A 21,883-nucleotide genomic window follows, 5' to 3' on the forward strand; every position below is an offset into this window, starting at 1 on the left:
CTCGGTCCGCGCCCCGAGCGCCGAGGCGACGCCGTGGGACCCGTGGTGCCCGTGGGATCGACACGCCCCGGGGTCCCGTCGGGGACCGTCAGACGGCGTCGGCACGGGTCATCCTGTCCGCGTGCCCTATCCGGACAAGCTGCTCGCCGAGGACGAAGAGGTCGTCCGGCACCTGCACCCCCACTGGCTGACCCTCGTCCGTCCGGTCCTCGTCCTGCTGCTCGTGGTGGGCGGCACGTCGTTCGGCGCGGCGCTGGTGCCCGCCGGGGCCTCCCAGGGCACGGCGCGGGCGGTGCTCGCCGGGCTCGCGCTGGGCGTCCTCGTCGTCGCCGTCGTCCGGCCGGTGCTGCGCTGGCGCACCACCCACTACGTCGTCACGACCCACCGGGTGCTGCTGCGCGAGGGCGTCCTCGCCCGCCGGGGCCGCGACATCGTGCTGTCCCGGATCGCCGACGTCTCCTACCGGCAGACGCTGGGCCAGCGGCTGGTCCGCTCGGGGACGCTGACCATCGAGACCCTGGGGGAGGGCGGGACCACCGTGCTCGACCGGGTGCCCGACAGCGACGGCGTCCAGCAGCTGCTCGTCGCGCTGGTGGAGGAGGACGCCGACCGGCGCGGCGCCGGTGTGCCGCTGCCGCGCGACGGGTGGGACGACGACGGCTGGACCCCCACCGGCTGGACCGCCGGGCACCGCACCACCCGCCTCTGAGCCGGGTGTGACGGGCCCGTCACGGCGTGGCTGGGCACTTCTGTCAGCACCCCGCCCTACCTTCTGCGCCCATGCGGCTGCTGCACACCTCCGACTGGCACATCGGCCGCTCCCTGTACGGCGCCGACCTGCTGCGTGAGCAGGAGGAGGTGCTCTCCGGCCTGGCCGGCGTCGTGGGCGCCGAGGCGGTCGACGTCGTGGTCGTCGCCGGTGACGTGTACGACCGCGCGGTGCCCTCGGCGGACGCGACCGGCGTGCTCGACCGGGTGATCGGGCGGCTGCTGCGGGCCGGGGCGGCCGTCGTCCTGACGCCGGGCAACCACGACTCCGCGCGCCGTCTGGGCACCTTCTCCGGTCTGCTCTCGGCCGCCGGGCTGCACGTGCGCGCCACCACCGCCGGGCTCGACGAGCCGGTGCTGCTGCGCGACGAGCACGGCGAGGTGGCCGTCTACGGGCTGCCCTACCTGGAGCCGGAGATCGCCCGGCACGAGCTCGGGGTCCCGGGCGCCCGCTCGCACGAGGCGGTGCTGGCCCAGGCGATGGAGCGGGTCCGCCGCGACCTGTTCCTGCGCCCCGGCGCCCGGTCGGTCGTGCTGGCGCACGCCTTCGTCGGCGGCGGGGTGCCCAGCGACAGCGAGCGCGACATCTGCGTCGGCGGGGTGGACCTGGTGCCGGCCGCGGTCTTCGACGGCGTCGACTACGTGGCGCTGGGCCACCTGCACCGCCCGCAGACGATCACCGAGCGGCTGCGCTACAGCGGGTCGCCGCTGGCGTACTCCTTCGGCGAGGCCGGGCAGGAGAAGCTGGTGTGGCTGGTCGACCTGGACGCCACCGGGCTGGCCGGCGTGCGCGCGCTGGCCCTGCCCACCCCGCGTCCGCTGACCGTGCTCACCGGCACCCTCGACGAGCTGCTCGCCGACCCGGCCCACACCGCGGTCGAGGCGCACTTCGTCTCCGCCCGGTTGACCGACGAGGTCCGCCCCTCGGACCCGATGCGGCAGCTGCAGACCCGCTTCCCGCACTGCGTGCACCTGGAGTGGACCGGCAGCGCCGGCGGGGGAGACGGGCGCAGCTACCAGGAGCGGCTGCGCGGCCGCAGCGACCTGGAGGTCGCCGGGGAGTTCGTCACCCACGTCCGCAACGGCGTCGGGATGAGCGACGCCGAGCGCGAGCTGCTGGTCCGGGCCCTGGGCGCGGCGGCCCGCGAGGAGCTCGCCCGGTGAGGCTGCACTCGCTGTCGATCACCGCGTTCGGGCCCTTCGCCGGGACCGAGACCGTCGACGTCGACGCCGTCGCCCGCGACGGGCTCTTCCTGCTGTGGGGCCCCACCGGCGCGGGCAAGACGACGCTGCTCGACGCCGTCGTCTACGCCCTCTACGGCACCGTCCCGGGCGCCCGCGGCGAGGAGAAGCGGCTGCGCAGCGACCACGCCGACGCCACCACCCGCACCGAGGTCTCCTGCGAGCTCACCCTCGCCGGCGAGCGGCTGCTGGTCGTCCGCCGGCCGGAGCAGACCCGGCCGAAGAAGCGCGGCGCCGGCGAGACCACCGAGCAGGCCAGGCTCACCGTGCAGCGGTGGGACGGCGCCACCTGGCAGCCGGTGAGCACCCGCATAGACGAGGGCTCGGAGTACCTGCGGGTGCGGCTGGGCCTGTCCGCCGAGCAGTTCTGCCAGGTGGTGCTGCTGCCGCAGGGCGACTTCGCCCGCTTCCTGCGAGCCGAGCCGGAGGACCGCGCCAGGCTGCTGCGCACCCTCTTCGACGTGGGCCGCTTCGCCCGCGCCGAGGACTGGCTGGCCGGCGAGCGCCGTGCCGCCGAGGAGGCGCTGCGCGGCGACCGGCACCGGATCAGCACCCTGCTGCACCGCGTGGCGCAGATCGCCGACGTCGAGGTGCCCGAGGAGCTGGCCCCCGAGCTGGTCGGCGCCCAGCCCGGCGCGTCGGTGAACGGATGGGTCACCGCCGTGCGCACCCGGGCCGCCGGCGCCCTCACCGCCGCCACCGCGGCGGCCGGGGCCGCGGCCGCCGAGAGCACCCGCCTGGACGGCGAGCTGACCCGGGCCCGCGCCCTGGCCGACCGGCACGCCCGCCGCGACCGGGCCCGCCAGGACCTGGCCCGGCTCACCGCCGAGGAGGAGCACCTGGGCCCGCTGCGGGCCCGGGCCGACGCGGGGCGCCGCGCCGAGGCGCTGCGCGACGTGCTGGAGAACGCCGGCCGTACCGCGCTGGCCGCCGAGGCCGCCGCCACCGCCCTGGGATCGGCGCGCGCCGCGTGGACCGAGGTGGCCGACGAGCGCGACGCGGACACGCTGCTGGCCCGCCAGCTGCGGGACGAGGCCGCGGCGGCCCGCGCACTGGTGCCCGAGGCCGACCGCGCCGCCGGCCTGGCCCGCGAGCTCACCCGGCTCGGCCGGGACGTCGAGGCGCTCACGGCCCGCTGCGAGGAGGGCGCCCGCACCGCGGCGGGCTGGCCCGATCGCGTCGCCGCCGCGCAACGCCGGCTCGACGCCGCCTCGGCCGCCGCCGCCCGGCTGCCGGGCCTCGCCGCCGCCGCCGACGCCGCCCGCACGGCCCTGGACGCCGCCACCCGCGCCGAGCGGGTCGCCGCCGACCTCGCCGCCGCCCGGGAGACCGCGGAGGCCGCGCGCGCCGCGTGGGTCGGCGCCCGCGAGACCCTCGTGGAGGTGCGCGCCGCCCGCCTCGACGGCATGGCCGCCGAGCTCGCGGCGGGCCTGGCGCCCGGTGCCGACTGTCCCGTGTGCGGCGCCACGGAGCACCCGCGGCCGGCCACGCACACCGGCCCGCGGGTCTCCGCCGACGACGAGGAGCGGGCGCGGGCGGTCGTCGACGCGGCCGAGGAGCGCACGGCAGCCGCCCGCCGGGCCGCCGAGGAGCGGGAGCGTCAGCTCGCCGTCCTCCGCGAGCGGGCCGGGGAGCTGCCCGCGACCGAGCTGGCCGCCCGCGCCGAGCAGGCCCGCGCCGAGCGGGACGAGGTCGCCGCGCTCGCCGAGGGCGTCGAGGCCGCCCGCCGGGACCTGGGCGCCCGCGAGGCCGGCCGTGACGCCGCGGCGGCGCAGCTCGCCGCCGACCGGGAGGAGCTGCAGCGGCGCACCGCCGAGCGGGACGGCCGCGCCGAGGCGCTGACCGAGCTCACCGCGCGGCTCGACGCCGCCCGCGGGGAGGACGACGACCTGCCGGCGCGGGTCCGGCGGCTGACCCGGGCCGCGGAGCGCTGCGAGGCGGTGCTGTCCGCCGAGGCCGAGGAGCTGCGCGCTCGCACGGCCGCCGACACCGCGCGGGCGACCGCGGGGGAGCGGGCCGCGGCCGCCGGGTTCGCCGACCTGCTCGACGCCGCGGACGCCCTGCTCGACGCGGGAGAGCTGACCCGCCTCGAGCGCCGCCTGCGGGAGCACGAGGAGGCCCGCTCGGTCGTCGCCGCGACCCTCGCCGAACCGGACCTCACCGACCTGCCCCCGCGGCCCGACGTCGCCGCGCTGCAGCAGCGCTGCGCTGAGCTGACCACCCGCCGGGAGGAGGCGGTCGCCGCGCTCGAGCAGGCCCGGCGCTGCGCGGGCGCCCTCGACGCCCTGGCCGGGGAGGTGGTCTCCGCCGAGGTGGAGCTCGCCGAGCGCGGCGCCCGGGCCGGGCGGGTCGCCGGTCTGGCCGACCTGGTCAACGGCCGCGGCGCCAACACGCTGCGGATGCGGCTGCAGTCCTTCGTGCTGGCCGCCCGGCTCGAGCAGGTCGCCGAGGTCGCCAGCCGGCGGCTGCAGGAGATGTCCGGGGGCCGGTACACGTTCCTGCACAGCGACGCGCAGGCCCGGCACGGGGCCCGCGGCGGGCTGGGGCTGGACGTCTTCGACGAGTACACCGGCACCCGCAGGCCGACGAAGACCCTCTCCGGCGGGGAGAGCTTCATGGCGTCACTGGCGCTGGCCCTCGGTCTCGCCGACGTCGTCACCGCCGAGGCCGGCGGCATCCAGATGGACACGCTGTTCGTCGACGAGGGGTTCGGCACGCTCGACGCGCTGGCCCTCGACGCCGTCATGAACGTGCTCGACGAGCTGCGCCGCGGCGGCCGGACGGTGGGCGTCATCAGCCACCTGGAGGAGCTGCGCACCCGCATCCCCACCCGGCTGGAGGTCGTCGCCGGCCGGCACGGGTCCCGCCTGGCCGGCTGAGCTCAGGAGACGGGTTGCCCCCGACCGGTCCGCGGTCGGGGCCGTTCGTCGTCGTGATCCCGCGGTTCAGGTGTGGGCCGCGTCCGCGATCACTCGGGCGGGAGCCACCACGTCGTCCTCGGAGGGGGCCACAGCCTCCCGGTCTTCCCGCGGCCGGCCGGCGACCACGTCGTGGACCGAGCGGGTGACGTAGATCGGCCGCCGGCGGGCGTCGTCGCCGGCCCGCCACACGTACTCACCCATCACGCTCAGGAAGCCGAGGTTGAGCCCACCGACCAGGAGGACCAGGGCGCCGACGAACCAGAAGCCGGCCCCAGTGGCAGGCGTGGCGGCCAGCACGACGCCGACGACGGCGAGGAGCGTGGCGATGAGGCAGAGCGCGGCGCCGAGGTAGCCCGCCACCCGTGCCGGGGTCTGGCTGAACTCGACGCACGAGTCGACAACCAGCTTGATCTTCTGGGCGTTGGTCCACTTGCTGCGCCCCGCCGGCCTCGGCAGCTGCTCGAAGGCCACCGTGGCCTGGTTGAACCCGGACCAGGCCACCAGGCCGAAGAGGTTGCGGTTGGCCTCCTGCATGGCGTTGACCACGTCCAGGACGGCGCGGGACACCAGGACGATCGACGGACCCTCCGCCGGGTAGGTCGGGATGGTCGACCACCGGTGGAACCAGCGGCTGAAGCCCCGGGAGAGCCCGTTGGCCAGCCCCGTGGGCACCGACCGGGTCGCCCGCACGCCCCACACGACGTCGTTGCCGGCCTCCCAGGTGGTGAGAAGGCGACCGATGACCTCGAGGGGCTCCTGGAGGTCCGCCGAGAGGGTGATCGCGCACGCTCCCCGAGCGGCCCGAAAGCCAGCGGTGATGGCGGCGTGCGACCCGAAGTTGCGGGACAGCGTGACGATCCGGGCGTCGACGGAGCTGACCTCGAGTGCCGTGCGCAGGAACTCCGGGGTCCCGTCGACGGAGCCGTCGTCCACGACGACGAGCTCGAACCGGTGGCCGGGGTTGGCGACGGCGATGGCGCTGGCGAGCTGGACCAGACCGGCCACGTTCTCGGCCTCGTTGTAGGCGGGGACGACCAGGCTGACCAGGGGGCCAGCGCCCGGTACGGCGGCCGAGCGCGTGGAGGTCGAGTTGTCGGTCATGGGCGTCACCTCCGTGTGCGGTTGTTCCCGCCGACCGGCACGGTCAGGCGAGGGCCGGGGTCCCGAGGTCACGGGGCCGGTTTCGGCGCCTCCGGCCGTGCCAGCCTGCGGACCCCGCGCGCCGACCAGGCCGCCGTCCCGGCGGCGAGCACGTCGGCCACCGTGAGGATCAGTCGGGAGGCGAGCGCGACACCGAGTGCCGTGCCGACACCGCCGTAGGGTGAGAGTGAAGCGACGAGGACCGCCTCTCGGACGCCGAGGCCGGACGGTGAGGCCACCGCCAGCAGGCCCGCCGTCATGGCCAGGGCGAACGACCCGACCGCGTCGAGCAGGTCGGGGTCGAGGCCGTGCCCGGCGCCGACGCCCAGCAGGTAGAAGTGGATCCCGAAGAGGGTCCAGGCCAGTGCCGACCACCCCAGGACCCGCAGCAGCCCGGGAAGCCGCAGGCGGTGGTTCAGGCCGGCTCGGCCGAGGATCCGGAGGAAGAGGTCGACCAGTCGGCTCAGTACCGGCGGGATCGCGCAGACGAGGGCGACGGGGGCGAGGACGGCGGCGCCCCAGACGGCGGCACCGCCGACCTCTACGAGGGTCGGGATGGCGAACAGTCCCAGCACCAGGGCCGCGGTCGTCGTCAGGCCCACCAGCACGAGTGAGGCGGCGAAGGACCGGGCGCGCGGGATGCCGGCGCGCAGGGACAACTCCATCTGCAGGAGGAAGGCCCAGACGCTGCCCGGCAGGTACTTGCCGAGCTGGCCGACGAGGTAGATCTGCCCCGCTTCGACCGTCGCGACCTCGTGGTCGAGTTCCCGGAGCACGGCCTGCCACGCCTTGACGTTCGCCGCGATGGCGCCGAGCGCCGCGACGAAGGAGGCAGCGATGGTCCAGCCGTTCAGTGCCAGCAGGGTGTCGCGGACGTCCGGCCACAGGCGGTTGACGGCGTAGATGATCGAGGCCGCGATGGCGAGCTCGATCAGGAGCTGGACGGCCTTGAGGACGAGCGCCCGGTGGGACCGGCCCGGTGCTGTCACGGTGTCTGCGGGAGCAGCTGTGTCAATGGCCACGACTTCTCTCTTCCGGACAGGACCGGCGTCGGAGGAGCAGAGCAGCGCCGTTGCCGAGGTTAACAGCGGATATCGCTTTCAATCCGTTTGTGCAATCGGCGACGCAGGGTTGTCACCGGCGTTGGCGTGTGTCCGCCACCCCTGGAACGCCGGTTCCAGGGAGGCCGACGCAGGCCAGCTCGCGACGATGTCCCTGCCGGATGTGTACAGCTCGGCGAGCTTGCCGATGTCGGTCTCGACGAGGCCCTGACGGCTCATGCCCACGGAATCGACGCCCGGCACCCGCTCGGGGTTGCCGAAGCTCTTGGCGTGGGGGGACGTTCCGGGTGACTGTCGCGCCCATGCCAGCATGACGCCGGCGGCGATGACGCGTCTTTGGTGGACGGTTGCGCCGAGGCCTCGGCTGGCCCGGTCCCCGACGGTGACGTGCCCGCTGAGGGTCACCGTGGACGCCATAGTGACGCTGTCCCGACGTCCCCGTCGTGCTCGACGTAGACCTTGTCCATCACGAATCAGTTCGAGCCGATCCGGGTCGTTTCGCCGATCCGGAGTGGACGGTCGTGTACTTCCGCCATGTGGTGCCACTGCCGACCTCGACGCCGCAGCCGATGAGCAGCCCGTCCCACGTTCGTCGGATCAGCTTCTCAGGCGCCCTCGCCCAGGGGGCGGAACGTCACCGTCCCGTCCTCGACGTGCACGGTGGCCTGGGGACGCGCGGGCACCCCCCCGACCACGGTGCGCGGGGGGACGTCGCGGGTGACGACAGCACCGGCGCCCACCACGCTGTGGTCGCCGATGCGCACCCCCATGTTGACGACGGCCCCGGCACCGATGAACACGAAGTCGCCGATGTGCACCGGTGCGCGTTCCACCGTGGGGAAGGTCCGACCGGACACGCAGCGACGCACCGACGAGTGCGTGTAGATCTGCGCGCCGCTGGAGATGTCGCAGCCCCGGCCGATGGTCAGCCCGCCGGACGCATCGACCACCGTGAAGGCGCCGATCCAGGTGCCCTCGCCGATGGTGGGTTCCCCGATGACCCAGGCATGCGGGTTGTAGGGGTTCGACGGGAAGGCCGTGCTGTCGCTCGGGACGTCGGGACGCGTCACGACGGTCAGACGATCTCGGTCTCGACCAGTTCCTTCATCCCCGTGGCCAGGTCGATGGTCGGCTCCCAGCCGAGCACCTCCCGGGCGCGTGTGATGTGCGCGGCCCGACGGGAGACGAGGACGTCACGGGGGTTGAACTGCGGCTCCACGTGGAGCCCGACCGCCGCGATGAGCGTGCGGGCGAGCTCGGTCACGGTGGTGTCGATGCCCGTGCCGATGTTGATCGCCAGGTTGGCCTTCGCCGGGTCGGCGTCCAGGGACATGACGACGGAGCGCGCGATGTCGTGCACGTGCACGAAGTCCATCGACTGCTCACCCTTGCCGTCGATGATCGGCGGCTCGCCGGCCCGAAGGCGCTTGACGAAGTGGTTGATGACCGACGTGTAGTAGGCAGTTGGCTTCTGGCCGGGGCCGTAGACGTTGAAGAAGCGCAACCCGATCCAGGTCAGCGCCGACCGGCGGGCGTAGTAGTCCAGCAAGTGTTCCCCGGCTAGCTTGGCGATGCAGTACGGGGTGAGCGGGTTGACCGGGCCGTCCTCCTTCATGGGGAGGGACTCGGGGTCGCCGTAGACGGAGGCGCTCGAGGCGTAGACGACGCGGCGCGCGCCGTGGTCGGCCGCGGCGGCGAAGACGTTGTTGCTGCCGACCATGTTGATGTCGATGCTCTCGTACGGGTCGGCCTGGCTCTTGTTGATCGACACCGCGGCGAGGTGGATGACGTCGTCGCAGCCCTTCATGGCCGCGTGGACGGCGGCGCCGTAACGCACGTCCTGGTCGATGAGCTCGACGTCGCCGGTGGCGACCCACTCGGCGACCTTGGCGCGGTCGCCGCGGAACATGTTGTCGAACACCCGGACCTTGTGGCCGCGCTCAAGGAGCATCGGCACGACGTGGCCGCCGATGAACCCGGCGCCACCGGTGACGAACACGGTCGAGGGCATGGAGGTACTCCCTGGGTCAGCGAGCCGCGGGGACGATATCGCGGACGGCCGCGGCCACTCGCTCGATCTGCGCCTCGGTGAGGTTGGCGTGCATGGGGATGGCCAGGTGCCGGCGGAAGAGGTCCGCGGAGACCGGGCACGGGTTCGTGGCGCCATAGACCGGCTGCTGGTGCGAGGCGTAGGTGCCGAAGTTGCACTGGATGCCGCGGCTGCGCAGCTCGGTCGCGACCGTGCCCCGGTCGACGGTCGGGTCCAGGGTCAGAGCGTAGGTCTGCCAGGAGTGGGTGCGGTCGTCCGCCGTGTACGGCAGGGTGACCAGGTCGAAGTCCCCCAGCAGCCGCTGGTACGACTCGGCGACCGCATGACGGGCCTTGAGCAGCTCGGGCTGCCGCTGCAGCTGGACCAGCATGATCGCCGCGGCGATGTCCGACAGCTTGTAGTTGTAGCCGATCTCGTCGAACTGAGGCACCGGCAGGCCGGTGGTCCCCGCCCGGGACAGCGCGCTCTCGATGCCGAAGTTGTGGGTCTTGCGGGCTTTGGTCGCGATCTCCTCCCGGTCGGTGGTGAGCGCACCACCCTCGCCCGCGGTGATGCCCTTGCGGCCGTGGAAGGAGAAGCACGCGACGTCGCCGAAGCTGCCCGCGGGGCGGCCCTGGTAGGTCGCACCGGAGGAGCAGGCGGCGTCCTCGACGAGCCACAGCCTGTGTTTGGCCGCGAGGGCCTCCAGCTCGGCGTAGTCGGCCAGCTGACCCAGGGTGTCGACGGCGATGATGCCGACGGTCCGCTCGGTGATGGCCACCTCGACGGCCCGAGGGTCCACCGTCCAGGTGTCGGGGCGGACGTCGGCGAAGACGGGCTTGCCCCCGCCGTGGACGACCGAGTGCCCGGTGGCGGGAAACGTGTAGTCCGCGACGACGACCTCGTCGCCCGGATGGAGGCCGAGGGCGGACGTGGCGAGGTGCAGCGCCGCCGTGCAGTTGTTCACTGGGAGCACGTGTCGTGTGCCGGTGGAGCGGGCGAAGGCCTCCTCGAAGCGCTTCCCCGTCGGTCCCTGGCCGGCCAGCCAGCCGGAGCGGAACACCTCCTCGATCGCGCGGAGCTCGGGCTCACCGATCGTCGGCTGCCCGAGGGCGATGACGTCCATGGGGGTGGATGGGGTCGACATGCGGCTCCTGTCGTACGCATTCCAGCTGCTAGGCGCCACCGCTGACTCGAGAGTAGTGGTGCATATGCCGCGGCCGGGGCGCCCAGGCGCCGGTCCCGGATACGTTGAGCATGGTGTGCGACGAGCGCAGCCCGTAGCCACTCAACTGAACAGGCGTAGCGCTCTCCGTCCGGGCCGGGCTTCGGCTCAGCCTTCCGCCGCCGACTGGAAGGGGCCGGGACGGCGGGCAGGTCGAGATTCGACGGTCGCCGTGCTTGCCGACCGTCTCGATGAGCACGGCGTCGGCGCCGCTCTCCTCCGCCTCACGGACGCAGACGCCTCGAACCGGATCGTGATGGGCGGGAGGCTCGGCGATGCGGGAGACGGCGCGGACGTCGGCTCCGCCGAACAGCCGGTCAGGACGAGGCAGTCGGCGAGCACCGTGGCCGACGACCGCACCCTGCGCCGGCCGTCCGCTCACCGCGGGCCGGCGAAGGTCACCGAGGCGCCGACGACGAGGAATACCCGACGCCGGTAGGCGAGGAACCGGATGATCGTGCCCGGGGCGATCGAGGTGACGTTGGCGATCTGCAGGACGAACACGGTGTCCTCCCCAGGCCATGGCGCACGAAGGCGACCACCGCCAGCCCCTGGAGCAGGGTGACGGTGTTGTGTCCGGGAGCCGGTACACGTTCCTGCACAGCGACGCGCAGGCCCGGCACGGGGCCCGCGGCGGGCTGGGGCTGGACGTCTTCGACGAGTACACCGGCACCCGCAGGCCGACGAAGACCCTCTCCGGCGGGGAGAGCTTCATGGCGTCACTGGCGCTGGCCCTCGGTCTCGCCGACGTCGTCACCGCCGAGGCCGGCGGCATCCAGATGGACACGCTGTTCGTCGACGAGGGGTTCGGCACGCTCGACGCGCTGGCCCTCGACGCCGTCATGAACGTGCTCGACGAGCTGCGCCGCGGCGGCCGGACGGTGGGCGTCATCAGCCACCTGGAGGAGCTGCGCACCCGCATCCCCACCCGGCTGGAGGTCGTCGCCGGCCGGCACGGGTCCCGCCTGGCGAGCTGATCAGCGGTCCCGGGGACGGCTGAGGTGGCTGGGGGTCGTGGGGCGCAGGTGCTCGTCGCCTGGCAGGAACTGCCCCCACGAGCGGCACATCTCGGTGATCTTCGAGTGAAGACGCCTGCACAGGGGGTCACTAGCGTTCAGAGGGCCACGGGAGCGGGGCTGCCGTCCTGCTCCCACCTCGTCCTGGGAGACGCCGATGTCCCGCGTGCCGCTCGCACCTACCGCTCGCACGCCGGTGGCCGGCGTCACCCGCCGGCCGCGATCGGAGATCCGGGCGCTCACCGGGTTGCGCGCCGTCGCGGCCGGGTGGGTGGTGCTGTACCACTACGAGCCAGAGCTGACGCCCTACGTGGAGCAGCTCCCGGGCTCGCACGCGGTCATCAGCGCCGGCTGGATCGGCGTGGAGCTGTTCTTCGTCCTCAGCGGGTTCGTCATCGCCCGCGGCTACCTGGAGGAGTGCGGCCGGCGCTGGTCGACGGCGGGCGCGGCCCGGTTCGTCGCCAACCGGTTCGCCCGCGTGTGGCCGGCCTGGGGCGCGGTGACGGCCCTCGCGTGCACCTGGTTCGTGGCCGCAGACCTGCTGGGCCTGCGGGGCAGGGTCGCGGACAGCTACCCGCCGATCGACGCGGTGTCCCTCCTGCGTCAGCTCACGATGACGCAGATGTGGGGTCGGGAGGACCTCGTGGGGTCGAGCTACGTCGGGCCCGGGTGGTCGATCAGCGCAGAGTGGCTGGCCTACCTGGCGTTCCCCGTGCTGGCCCTGCTCCTGCGGCCCCTCCTGCGAGTGCACGCGGCAGCGAACCTGACCCTCGCGGCGGCCGCGACCGCCCCGCTCGCGATCCCGTCGTTCCTGCACGGGCCGACGGACGTCGAGACGAGTTGGGTGCTGCGCATCGCCTGCAGCTTCATCGCCGGTGTCCTCGCCTCCTGTGCGACCGCGGACCTGGAGCAGACCGAGCTCGGGCGTCGGTGGGGCCGGCGACTGACCGCGACCAGCCTCGTGGCCGCTGCCGTCGTCCTCCTGTGGGCCAACTGGCGGACCGGTCAGGACCTGCTGGTCAGCGCGCAGCACCCCGGCCGTTACCCGGCTGTGGCCGTTGTCTGCTGGCCGCTCCTGGTGGCCGGCCTGACGCTGTCCGACACGGGGCTGGCGCACGTGCTCTCCCGTGACGCCCTCGTGTACGGGGGCCGCATCTCCTACTGCCTCTACCTGACGCACGCCCTGGTGCGTGAGATCGGCCTGGGGGTCGTCTGGCACCAGCCGGCCGAGGCCGGCGCGCGCGCCCCTGGTGTGGTGCTGCTCGTGCCAGTGCTCGTCGCCGTGTCCTTCGTCTGCGCCGTGGCGCTCCACCACGGCGTCGAGGAGCCCGCCCGTCGTCGGCTGGTCCGTCTCTGGAGCGACCGGCGCGCGGTCGAGCCGACTCCGGCGGCGCCGCGGTCACCCTCGACCGCCGTCCCGACGCCCACGGCGGAGGCCGCCACCGCGCGCTGGCTGTCCCCGCTGCCCGGCGCCTCCGCCCGTCCCTGGCCCCTGGACGCGCCGCCGTGGCCGCGGACGGCGTCCGCCCCCGGCCAGGTCACGGACACCATGATCGCCTCGGGGGTCCGGCCGGGCGCTGCCGCACGCGGCTGAGGCCGCGGATGCTGACGCGACCGGCGCTCCAGCGGCGCGGGGATCAGGCGGAGGGATCGGTCGCGGGGAAGACCCACTGCCGGTACATCAGGTAGCGCACGACGGTGCCCACGGCGATGGAGACGAGGTTGGCGCCCTGCAGCGCCCACGCGCTGGTCAGGTCGAGGCCGTACCGGGCGAAGGCGACGATCCCCAGGCCCATCAGCAGCGTCAGCCCGTTGATCACCAGGAACATCGGGTACTCACGCTTGAACCCGGTGCGCGCCCGGTGCGCGAACGACCAGTGGCGGTGACCGAAGAAGGCGACGGTCATCGCCACGAGGGTCGCCACCAGCTTTGCGACGACCGCGCCGCTGCCCAGGTGCCCGTAGAGCAGCTGGAACAGCCCGACCTCGATCACGAAGCCGATACCGCCGACGACACCGAAGGCCCCGAGGTGGCGGACGACGGACCAGAGGGAGCGGCTGCGGCGCTGCGCACCGGCGGAGACGGCAGTCACGAAGGGCCAGGGTACGCGCCGGCGGAGTCCTGCACCCGGCGACGGCCACGGGCCGGCGCCCGGCGGGCCGATCCGCTGCCGCCACCGGTGTCCAGCAGGCGCGCGGGGCGGGAGCCGGTTCGTCAGCTGTTGCCGGATCCGGTCGCCGACTCTGGTGGGCCGTCGAGTCAAGACCCCCCTGCTGCCGAGTTACGTTCTGTCACGAGGCGTGATCGCTTCGTTATCGACGGCCGGACAGAGGAGGACCGCGTGTCCACACGTGCCCATGCGACCGAGACCGGCGCCCAGCTGTCGGCCGGGTCGGGGGAGATCCGGTCCCTGACCGGGCTGCGGGCGGTCGCGGCCGTCTGGGTGGTCGTCTACCACTTCCACTTCACGCCCGGCCTCGGCTACGACGGCTACTGGGAGCCGCTCCGGCCGGTGATCCGCGCCGGCGCCACCGGCGTGGACCTCTTCTTCGTCCTCAGCGGCTTCGTGATCACGCTGACCTACCTCGAGCGCGTCGGCCGCAAGCCCTCGGTGCGCGAGGCCGGGACCTTCCTGTGGGCCCGGGTCTGCCGGATCTGGCCGGTGTACGCGCTGGTCACCGCCGTCTACGGCGGCTGGCTGCTGTACAAGGCCACCCGGGTGACCGATGGCGTGGTCGCCTACCAGGTCAAGCAGCCGGTGCTCGACGTCTGGGACTTCCTGCTCCAGTTCACGATGGTCCAGCTGTGGTGGCACCCCGCCTCGGGCGGCGAGTCGTGGATGGGTTCGGCGTGGTCGATCAGCGCCGAGTGGCTGGCCTACGTCGCCTTCCCGCTGGTGGCGCTGCTGCTCTGGCGCGTCCGCAACGCGCCGCTGGTGCTGCTCGGCGCCACCGCCGTCCTGCTGATGGTGCCGCTGAGCTACACCACCTACGTCCACGGCGGGCCGGTGATCGCCTGGTCCTGGCTGCTGCGCATCGGCGCGGCGTTCCTGGCCGGTGCCCTGACCTGCCTGGTGGTCCGGCGGGTGCGCCGGACTCCGCGGGTGGAGAAGGCGGCCGCCACCTGGGTCCTGGCCAGCGTCGGCGCCATCGCGGTCGGCCTGTGGTGGGGCGACTGGCGCGGGATCGACGACGACCACTCCGCGTTCGGCGGCATCGTGGTCGTCTTCTTCCCGGTGCTCGTCGGCGCACTCGCCCTCTCCCGCACCGGCCTGAGCGCCCTGCTCTCCCGGGAGTCGGTGGTGCACGGCGGCCGGATCTCCTTCGGTCTCTACCTGGTGCACATCCCGGTGTTCGAGGTCTTCTGGACCCTCATGGGCTGGTGGCCGAAGATCGCCGTGGGCACCTCGCTGTGGGCCCTGCTGCTCGCCCCCGTGCTCCTCTCGACGTTCGTCCTCGCCCACCTCGCCCACCGGTTCGTCGAGGAGCCGGCCCGCGAGCAGCTGCGCCGGGTCGTCCCGGCCCGCCGGCCGGCCGCGACCGCGGTGCAGCCGGCGCCGGCCCAGGCGCGGATCGCCGTGGTCCGGGTCGACCGGCCACTGACACCGGCCTCGGCGGCCCTGCTGGCCGGCCGCAGTGCCGACGTGCACCCGCCGCGGGTGGGCCCCGCCTCGGCGCAGCGGGCCGGGTAGGCCTGCGGACGACGCCGTCCGGGTCGCCTCCCCGGAGCTCACAGCCCGGTGACCGAGACTCGTCCCGTGGCGCTGCTCCTCCCTCGACGGGTCCCCGTGCGGACGGCGCTGGCGGCTGTCCTGCTGGCCGTCACCGCCGGCTGTGGCCCGGCGGTGGGAGACGCGCAGCTGGCCGTCCCGACGCCTGCGCCACCCCCCAGCGCAGCGCGCGCGACGACCGACCCCGCCGAGCCGCGCACCTTCGTCGCGGTCGGCGACTCCATCACCGCCGGCGCCACGGACGTGTCGCGGCCGCTCGTCGGTGACCGCGTCCAGGGGGATGCCTCCTGGCTGCCGGCCGCTGAAGAGGAGAGCGGCCTCGACCTCGTGTCCGGCTGGGCGGTCCCCGGGGCCACCACCGCGGACATGCTGGCCGGCGTCGAGCCCACCGCCCGGACGGCGGACGTGCTCGTCGTGATGGGCGGTACCAACGACCTGGTCCGCGGGCTGCCGTGGGAGCAGTCGGCCGCTGACATCGAGGGCGTCGTGGCGGCCGCTGGCGCGCCGATCGTCGTGGTCGTCGCCATCGCGCCGAGCGACGCCCGCGCGGCGGCGCGCAACGGCTTCAACGCCGCGCTGGCGGACCTGGCGGGCCGCAACGGCTGGACCTACCTGGACCCGTGGGGCGAGGTCGACGCCGGTGGGGCGTTCACCCCCGGCGCCTCGCCGGACGGTGTCCACCCGATCCCGGCCGTGGCCGCCCAGGTCGGCGAACGCATCGGCCGCTCGCTCGCCGCGCTCGGCTGAGCCCGCCGGCAGCCCCCTCTAGGCTGGGCACCCGTGGCCACCCCCGTCGACCCGCGCACCGGACTGCCCGTCGTCGCCATGGTCGGCGGTGGCCAGCTGGCCCGGATGACCCACCAGGCAGCCATCGCGCTCGGTCAGTCGCTGCGGGTCCTCTCCACCGGCCCCGACGAGTCCGCCGCGCTGGTGGCCGCCGACGTCCGCCTCGGCGACCACCGCGACCTCGACGCCCTCCTCGTCCTCGCCGACGGCGCCACCGTGGTCACCTTCGACCACGAGCACGTGCCCACCGAGCACCTGCGCGCCCTCGAGTCGGCCGGTCACCGGGTCGCCCCCGGCCCCGACGCGCTCGTGCACGCGCAGGACAAGCTGGTCCTGCGCCGGGCGCTGGCCGCTGCCGGGGAGCCGCAGCCGGCCTGGGCCGAGGTCGCCTCCGTCGACGAGGTCGCGGCCTTCGGCGAGCGGCACGGCTGGCCGGTGGTCGTCAAGACGCCGCGCGGCGGCTACGACGGACGCGGGGTGTTCGTCGTCGACGACCCGGAGGACGTCGCGGAGCTCTTCGCCCGGTACGACGTCCTGCTGGCCGAGCAGCGGGTCCCGATGGTCAGGGAGCTCTCCGCGCTGGTCGCCCGCTCGCCCTTCGGTCAGGTCGCCGTCTGGCCCGTGGTCGAGACCGTGCAGCGCGACGGCATCAACACCGAGGTGCTCGCGCCCGCGCCCGGGCTGGACGAGGACACCGCGACCGCTGCCCAGGAGCTCGCGGTGCGGGTGGCCGACCGGGTCGGCGTCGTCGGGGTCATGGCCGTCGAGCTGTTCCAGACGGCGGACGGCGTCCTGGTCAACGAGCTCGCGATGCGGCCGCACAACTCCGGGCACTGGACCATCGAGGGCTCGCGCACCAGCCAGTTCGAGCAGCACCTGCGCGCCGTCCTCGACTACCCGCTGGGCGCCACGGCGATGGCCGCGCCGGTCGTGGTGATGGCCAACGTGCTCGGCGGGCGCGCCAGCGAGGAGGGCTGGACCGGCCCCGGCCTCGACGAGCGGGTGCACCACCTGATGGCGCACTGGCCCGACGTGAAGCTGCACTGGTACGGCAAGGGTCAGCGCCCCGGCCGCAAGCTCGGCCACGTGACCGCGCTGGGCACCGACCTCGAGGAGGTGCGCGCCCGGGCCACGGCGGCCGCTCGCTACCTGGCCGACGGCGAGGTCGACCCGGCGTTCGCCTTCCCGACCGAGCACTGACCCGAGCGAGCAGCGAGGAGCCCCGCGTGGACCCGATCGTCGGCATCGTCATGGGCAGCGACTCCGACTGGCCGGTGATGGAGCCCGCAGCGGCGGCGCTGACCGAGTTCGGGGTCCCGTACGAGGCCCACGTGGTCTCCGCGCACCGCACCCCGCGCCGGATGCTCGAGTACGCCGAGAGCGCCGCCGGTCGCGGTCTGCGGGTGGTCATCGCCGGTGCCGGGGGAGCGGCCCACCTGCCGGGCATGGTCGCCGCGGCCACGCCGCTGCCGGTGATCGGCGTCCCCCGGCCGCTGGACCGCCTCGACGGGCTGGACAGCCTCCTGTCGATCGTGCAGATGCCCGCCGGGGTGCCGGTGGCGACGGTCTCCATCGGTGGCGGCCGCAACGCCGGCCTGCTCGCCGTGCGCATCCTCGCCGCCGGCGACCCCGGGCTGCGGGCCGCCGTCGAGCGGTTCCAGGCCGACCTCGCCGAGTCCGTCGTCGCCCGGGACGCCACGCTGCAGGAGCGGCTCGCTTCCTCCTGAGTCGCCTCGAGCCCTACGATCTACCCGTGGGTAACAACGCTGCGGGGCTGTACGCCCTGACCGAGGAGCACGAGGCGGTCCGCGAGGCGATCCGTGACATCGCCGAGCAGGAGATCGCCCCGTACGCCGCCGAGGTGGACGCCGACTCCCGCTACCCGATCGAGGCGCAGAAGGCGCTGACCGCCGCCGGCTTCCACGCCACCCACATCCCCGAGGCCTACGGCGGGGAGGGCGCCGACGCGATCGCGACCTGCATCGTCATCGAGGAGGTCGCCCGGGTCGACGTCAGCGCCTCGCTGATCCCGGCGGTCAACAAGCTCGGCTCGATGCCGGTGATCCTCTCGGCGTCCGAGGACCTCAAGCAGCGGGTGCTGCGGCCGATCGCCGCCGGCGACGCGATGATCAGCTACGGGCTCTCCGAGCGGGAGGCCGGCTCCGACGCCGCCGCGATGCGGACCCGCGCCCGGCTCGACGGCGACAGCTGGGTGCTCAACGGCACCAAGGCGTGGATCACCAACTCCGGGATCTCCGAGTGGTACACGGTCATGGCGGTCACCGACCCGGGGAAGGGCGCCAACGGCATCTCCGCCTTCGCCGTGCACCGGGACGACCCCGGCTTCGCGGTCGGCCCCAAGGAGCGCAAGATGGGCATCAAGGGGTCGCCCACCTGCGAGCTCTACTTCACCGACTGCACCATCCCGGCCGACCGGATCATCGGCGAGCCCGGCACCGGCTTCAAGACCGCGCTGCGGACGCTGGACTTCACCCGGCCGACCATCGGCGCGCAGGCCGTCGGCATCGCGCAGGGCGCGCTCGACGCCTCCGTGGCCTACGTCAAGGAGCGCCGGCAGTTCGGGCGGTCGATCTCGGAGTTCCAGGGCGTGCAGTTCATGCTCGCCGACATGGAGATGAAGATCGAGGCGGCCCGCCACCTGGTCTACGTCGCCGCGGCCGCCGGTGAGCAGGGCCGCCCCGACGTCACCCGGGTCTCGGCCTCGGCCAAGGCCTTCGCCTCCGACGTCGCCATGCAGGTGACCACCGACGCCGTCCAGCTGTTCGGCGGCGCCGGCTACACCCAGGACTTCCCCGTCGAGCGCATGATGCGCGACGCCAAGATCACCCAGATCTACGAGGGCACCAACCAGGTCCAGCGCATGGTGATCGCCCGGAGCCTGCTGCGCTGACCCCTCGCCTCAGGCAGAGGGAAGGGCGAGGCACCCGCTGTTAGCGTGCCAGAGCATGGGCCCGATCCGATACGTGCTCCCGACGGAGCTGGGCGTGCTCTTCGCGGTCGACGAGCCGGGAGAGCGCTCGATCGACGTCCTCGTGGACGGCCGCAGGATCTGGTCCTTCCGCGAGCCCGGGGAGCCGGTTCCCGCCGAGTTGGTCCCTCGGGACGGCTGTGGGGAGGGCCTCCGGTTCGAGCCGTGGCCCGCAGTGCTGCGCGACCGACTCACCGGCCGCTTCCGCGTGGACCTACGGCTGGTGGACACCGGTGAGACCGCCGGCGCGACCGCGGTCCTCGGTGACCCGGCGGCCCGGCCCGACCTGACCGACGCCCACGGGCGACCCCTGGTGGTCAACAAGTGGCGCCGGCTCGGGCACACGCTCGCCGACGCGTCGCCGGGCATGGTCGACCGGATGCTCGACCACATGGACGAGATCCGGGACCTGCTGGCCGAGCGGTTCGGTCAGGCCGTGTTCGTGACCGGTGGGACCTTGCTGGGGCCGGTCCGGGACAGCGGCAGGCTCATACCGCACGACGACGACGCCGACCTCGCCTACCTCAGCGCCATGTCCTCGCCTGCGGACGTCGCGCTGGAGCAGTTCGAGCTCGGTCGCCAGCTGCGCGAGCGGGGCTACGAGCCGATCCGCCTCAACGCCGCGCACGTGCAGGTGCACTTCGAGCACGACGGCGTGCCCGACCACTACGTCGACGTCTTCGCCGGCTTCCGGATCGGCGAGTGGTGGCACCAGCACTTCGCCATCCGGGCCCGGGTCCCCGACGATCAGCTGCTCCCGCCGAGCACGGTGCAGGTGGAGGGTCGGCCGGAGCCCGCGCCGCGGGTGCCGGAGGTCGTGCTCCGGGAGATCTACGGACCAGGATGGCCCGAGCCCGACCCGGCCTTCGTCTTCCGGCCGCCCCGGGCGACGTCGGACCGCTTCGCGCACTGGTTCGGCGACTACCACGCCGAGCGGGAGACCTGGGAGGACCTCGTCCTCATGTCGACCGGTCCGCTCCTGCCGGCGGAGGACCGTCCGAGCAGCTTCGCCGAGGAGGTCGATCGGCAGGCGCCGGCCGATCACGCCATCCTCGAGCTGGGCTGCGGCACCGGCGTCGACGCCCGGGCGCTGGCCGGGCGCGGGCGGCGCGTCCGCGCGGTCGACTTCTCCCGCCCCGCCCTGCAGGTGGCGCGGTCCCGGGATGTCGGAGCCGGGACCCACCTGGACCTCGAGCTGGTCAACCTGCTCGACGTCCGGGCGGTGGTCCGGATCGGTGCCCGCTGCGCCGCGGAGGGCAGGCCGTGGACGGTGTTCGGCCGCCGGCTGCTCAACGCCCTGGACCCCATCCCGAGGGCCAACGTGTTCCGGCTCTGCGCGATGCTGCTGCGGCGTGGGGGGACAGCGCACTTCGACGTCGCCGACCCCGGTTACGGGGGAGTGCCGCCCCACCTGAGACTGACGGTGGACGAGCTGGTCGGTGCAGCCGGCGAGGCCGGTCTGGTCCTCGACGAGGCCGGTCGCCGGACCGAGCCCATGACCTGGATCGGTGCGCCGGACGAGCGGCTCGTCGAGCTGACCCGCATGACGTTCCGACGGAGGGCACGATGACCGAGCAGGGCGACACCGCACGAGGCCGGGCACTGGTCCGGCGCCTGGCGTACCCACTGCGCCGTGTGGTGGCTCCCGCCGCTCTCGAGCTGCGCGGGCGGCTGGAGGGGCTCACCGCCGAGACGGCGACGCTGCGGGAGGCGACGGCGGCCCTGCGCAGGCAGGTCGAGGAGCTCTCCGCCGGCCTGGCCGCGGTCCGCGAGGAGGCTGTCGCGCTCCGGACGCGAGCGGATCGGATCGACGCCCGTCTCTCGGCCGCGGAGGTCCGCGACGAGGAGCTGACGGGCGGGCTGGAGGAGGCGCGGCGGCTGAACCTGCGCGTCGCCGAACTCGTCGACCTGGTGACCGAACTGGTGCTGCCGCTGCACGACCGGGAGATCGACGCGGCCGTGCTCGGCCGGCTCCGTCCCGACACGCTCTGACGCCCGAGCCGTCCGCGGGTGGCGCCGTCCGGTAGCGCACCGCCGGAGCCGCCTGCGACCCGGCCCGGTCGCGAGTGGCCCGGGACACGGTACGAGGATGGGGGCGTGGTGAGACAACGCAAGGTGGGTCCCGAGGACGCGCGCTCCTGGCTGCTGGTCAACGGTGCCCGTACCGACCTGTTCGACCGGGCCTCGGAGTCGCGAGCCGACCAGATCGTGCTCGACATCGAGGACGCGGTGGACCCCGCGAACAAGGACGAGGCCCGCGCCGGCGTCATCGAGTGGCTCTCGCGCGGGGACCGATCGGCCTGGGTGCGGATCAACGACCGCTCGACGGAGTTCTGGGACGACGACGTCGCCAAGCTCGCCGGGGTGCCCGGCCTGCTCGGCGTCATGCTGGCCAAGACCGAGGCCGGGGAGCAGGTCACCGAGACCGCCGACCGGCTCGGCGGCTCCACGCCCGTCCTGGCGCTGGTCGAGTCCGCGCTGGGCATCGAGGAGGCCGTCTCCATCGCCCGTGCCCGCGGCGCCTTCCGGTTGGCCTTCGGCAGCGGCGACTACCGCCGCGACACCGGCACCAGCGCCGACGACCTGGCCATGGCGTACCCGCGCTCCCGGCTGGTCCTGGCCAGCCGGATCGGTGGCCTGCCCGGGCCCATCGACGGCCCGACGGTGAGCAGCAGCCACCCTGTGCTGCGCGAGCAGACCGCCGTCACCGTCTCCCTCGGGCTCACCGGCAAGCTCTGCCTGGACCCCGAGCAGACGCCGGTGATCAACGAGGTCATCAGCCCGACGCCGTCGGACGTCGCCTGGGCGCGGGACTTCCTGGCCGACTTCGAGGCCCGCGGCCGGGTCATCCGCGACGGCAGCGACAAGCCCCGGCTCGGCCGCGCGCGCAAGATCGAGCGGCTGGCGCAGACCTTCGGCGTCGAGCCGGCCTGACCGCGCGCGAGGCCGCCGGGGTGGGCGCGGGGGCCCGACCC

General features: G+C 74.1%; 21 protein-coding genes. 13 read left to right on the forward strand and 8 right to left on the reverse strand.

Features of this window, described 5'->3' with window-relative positions; translation table 11 throughout:
* The first annotated feature begins 121 nt into the window (after positions 1-121).
* From ACWIX7_RS16930 to ACWIX7_RS16940, 3 genes are all read left to right on the forward strand, one after another.
* On the forward strand, positions 122-709 hold the full coding sequence (locus ACWIX7_RS16930; protein ID WP_448617589.1) for a PH domain-containing protein: 588 nt from the start codon (positions 122-124) through the stop codon (positions 707-709).
* A gap of 71 nt (positions 710-780) precedes the next feature.
* Entirely contained in the window at positions 781-1,932 is a 1,152-nt protein-coding gene (locus tag ACWIX7_RS16935) for an exonuclease SbcCD subunit D (RefSeq protein ID WP_448617590.1), read from the forward strand.
* Positions 1,929-4,889, forward strand: coding sequence for an AAA family ATPase (locus ACWIX7_RS16940; RefSeq protein ID WP_448617591.1), 2,961 nt, complete (start codon positions 1,929-1,931; stop codon positions 4,887-4,889). The genes ACWIX7_RS16935 and ACWIX7_RS16940 overlap by 4 nt, the downstream gene beginning before the upstream one ends.
* Positions 4,890-4,955: 66 nt before the next feature.
* Here ACWIX7_RS16940 and ACWIX7_RS16945 read toward each other — a convergent pair whose 3' ends face one another.
* From ACWIX7_RS16945 to ACWIX7_RS16975, 7 genes are all read right to left on the reverse strand, one after another.
* Entirely contained in the window at positions 4,956-6,032 is a 1,077-nt protein-coding gene (locus tag ACWIX7_RS16945) for a glycosyltransferase family 2 protein (protein WP_448617592.1), read from the reverse strand.
* A 68-nt stretch (positions 6,033-6,100) separates the two neighbouring features.
* A complete protein-coding gene (locus tag ACWIX7_RS16950; RefSeq protein ID WP_448617593.1) occupies positions 6,101-7,060 on the reverse strand; it encodes a lysylphosphatidylglycerol synthase transmembrane domain-containing protein in 960 nt (319 codons plus the stop codon).
* A gap of 111 nt (positions 7,061-7,171) precedes the next feature.
* Positions 7,172-7,537 (reverse strand): hypothetical protein, encoded by a 366-nt coding sequence (locus tag ACWIX7_RS16955; protein WP_448617594.1) that lies wholly within the window; start codon positions 7,535-7,537, stop codon positions 7,172-7,174.
* A 200-nt stretch (positions 7,538-7,737) separates the two neighbouring features.
* Positions 7,738-8,202 carry an acyltransferase gene (locus ACWIX7_RS16960; protein WP_448617595.1) on the reverse strand — a complete coding sequence of 155 codons (465 nt, stop codon included), beginning with the start codon at positions 8,200-8,202 and terminating at the stop codon, positions 7,738-7,740.
* 5 nt (positions 8,203-8,207) lie between these two features.
* Positions 8,208-9,143 carry an NAD-dependent epimerase/dehydratase family protein gene (locus ACWIX7_RS16965; protein WP_448617596.1) on the reverse strand — a complete coding sequence of 312 codons (936 nt, stop codon included), beginning with the start codon at positions 9,141-9,143 and terminating at the stop codon, positions 8,208-8,210.
* A 16-nt stretch (positions 9,144-9,159) separates the two neighbouring features.
* A complete protein-coding gene (locus tag ACWIX7_RS16970) occupies positions 9,160-10,308 on the reverse strand; it encodes a DegT/DnrJ/EryC1/StrS family aminotransferase (RefSeq protein WP_448617597.1) in 1,149 nt (382 codons plus the stop codon).
* A 456-nt stretch (positions 10,309-10,764) separates the two neighbouring features.
* Complete coding sequence (locus ACWIX7_RS16975) at positions 10,765-10,890, reverse strand: hypothetical protein (protein ID WP_448617598.1); 126 nt, start codon at positions 10,888-10,890, stop codon at positions 10,765-10,767.
* Positions 10,891-10,958: 68 nt separating this feature from the next.
* On the opposite strand from ACWIX7_RS16975, the gene ACWIX7_RS16980 reads away from it, so the two are divergent.
* Together ACWIX7_RS16980 and ACWIX7_RS16985 are read left to right on the forward strand one after the other, a co-directional pair.
* A complete protein-coding gene (locus tag ACWIX7_RS16980; protein ID WP_448617599.1) occupies positions 10,959-11,363 on the forward strand; it encodes an SbcC/MukB-like Walker B domain-containing protein in 405 nt (134 codons plus the stop codon).
* 196 nt (positions 11,364-11,559) lie between these two features.
* Positions 11,560-12,996, forward strand: a complete 1,437-nt coding sequence (locus ACWIX7_RS16985; protein ID WP_448617600.1) for an acyltransferase family protein — start codon at positions 11,560-11,562, stop codon at positions 12,994-12,996.
* Between the two features lie 43 nt (positions 12,997-13,039).
* Here ACWIX7_RS16985 and ACWIX7_RS16990 read toward each other — a convergent pair whose 3' ends face one another.
* Positions 13,040-13,495 (reverse strand): GtrA family protein, encoded by a 456-nt coding sequence (locus ACWIX7_RS16990; protein WP_448617601.1) that lies wholly within the window; start codon positions 13,493-13,495, stop codon positions 13,040-13,042.
* Between the two features lie 249 nt (positions 13,496-13,744).
* Here ACWIX7_RS16990 and ACWIX7_RS16995 point away from each other — a divergent pair, with 249 nt between their 5' ends.
* The 8 genes from ACWIX7_RS16995 (at position 13,745) to ACWIX7_RS17030 (ending at position 21,842) form a co-directional block, all read left to right on the forward strand.
* Positions 13,745-15,094, forward strand: a complete 1,350-nt coding sequence (locus ACWIX7_RS16995; protein WP_448617602.1) for an acyltransferase family protein — start codon at positions 13,745-13,747, stop codon at positions 15,092-15,094.
* Between the two features lie 66 nt (positions 15,095-15,160).
* The gene (locus tag ACWIX7_RS17000) at positions 15,161-15,880 is read left to right on the forward strand and encodes an SGNH/GDSL hydrolase family protein (RefSeq protein ID WP_448617603.1); all 720 of its coding nucleotides are present in this window, start codon (positions 15,161-15,163) and stop codon (positions 15,878-15,880) included.
* A 33-nt stretch (positions 15,881-15,913) separates the two neighbouring features.
* Positions 15,914-17,119, forward strand: a complete 1,206-nt coding sequence (locus ACWIX7_RS17005) for a 5-(carboxyamino)imidazole ribonucleotide synthase (RefSeq protein WP_448617604.1) — start codon at positions 15,914-15,916, stop codon at positions 17,117-17,119.
* A 26-nt stretch (positions 17,120-17,145) separates the two neighbouring features.
* On the forward strand, positions 17,146-17,646 hold the full coding sequence (gene purE / locus ACWIX7_RS17010) for a 5-(carboxyamino)imidazole ribonucleotide mutase (protein WP_448617605.1): 501 nt from the start codon (positions 17,146-17,148) through the stop codon (positions 17,644-17,646).
* 26 nt (positions 17,647-17,672) lie between these two features.
* The gene (locus tag ACWIX7_RS17015; protein ID WP_448617606.1) at positions 17,673-18,830 is read left to right on the forward strand and encodes an acyl-CoA dehydrogenase family protein; all 1,158 of its coding nucleotides are present in this window, start codon (positions 17,673-17,675) and stop codon (positions 18,828-18,830) included.
* Between the two features lie 55 nt (positions 18,831-18,885).
* Entirely contained in the window at positions 18,886-20,478 is a 1,593-nt protein-coding gene (locus ACWIX7_RS17020; protein ID WP_448617607.1) for a class I SAM-dependent methyltransferase, read from the forward strand.
* Entirely contained in the window at positions 20,475-20,900 is a 426-nt protein-coding gene (locus ACWIX7_RS17025) for a DUF6752 domain-containing protein (RefSeq protein ID WP_448617608.1), read from the forward strand. The genes ACWIX7_RS17020 and ACWIX7_RS17025 overlap by 4 nt, the downstream gene beginning before the upstream one ends.
* A gap of 108 nt (positions 20,901-21,008) precedes the next feature.
* Positions 21,009-21,842 (forward strand): HpcH/HpaI aldolase/citrate lyase family protein, encoded by an 834-nt coding sequence (locus ACWIX7_RS17030; protein WP_448617609.1) that lies wholly within the window; start codon positions 21,009-21,011, stop codon positions 21,840-21,842.
* Positions 21,843-21,883 lie beyond the last annotated feature (41 nt).

The organism is Geodermatophilus sp. URMC 65, assembly GCF_053502545.1.

Bases quoted from the DNA above. Each gene is read 5' to 3' on its own strand.
- ACWIX7_RS16985 (WP_448617600.1), top strand. From the start codon at position 11,560: ATGTCCCGCGTGCCGCTCGCACCTACCGCTCGCACGCCGGTGGCCGGC.
- ACWIX7_RS16970 (WP_448617597.1), bottom strand. From the start codon at position 10,308: ATGTCGACCCCATCCACCCCCATGGACGTCATCGCCCTCGGGCAGCCG.
- ACWIX7_RS17025 (WP_448617608.1), top strand. From the start codon at position 20,475: ATGACCGAGCAGGGCGACACCGCACGAGGCCGGGCACTGGTCCGGCGC.
- ACWIX7_RS16935 (WP_448617590.1), top strand. From the start codon at position 781: ATGCGGCTGCTGCACACCTCCGACTGGCACATCGGCCGCTCCCTGTAC.
- ACWIX7_RS16965 (WP_448617596.1), bottom strand. From the start codon at position 9,143: ATGCCCTCGACCGTGTTCGTCACCGGTGGCGCCGGGTTCATCGGCGGC.
- ACWIX7_RS16945 (WP_448617592.1), bottom strand. From the start codon at position 6,032: ATGACCGACAACTCGACCTCCACGCGCTCGGCCGCCGTACCGGGCGCT.
- ACWIX7_RS17020 (WP_448617607.1), top strand. From the start codon at position 18,886: ATGGGCCCGATCCGATACGTGCTCCCGACGGAGCTGGGCGTGCTCTTC.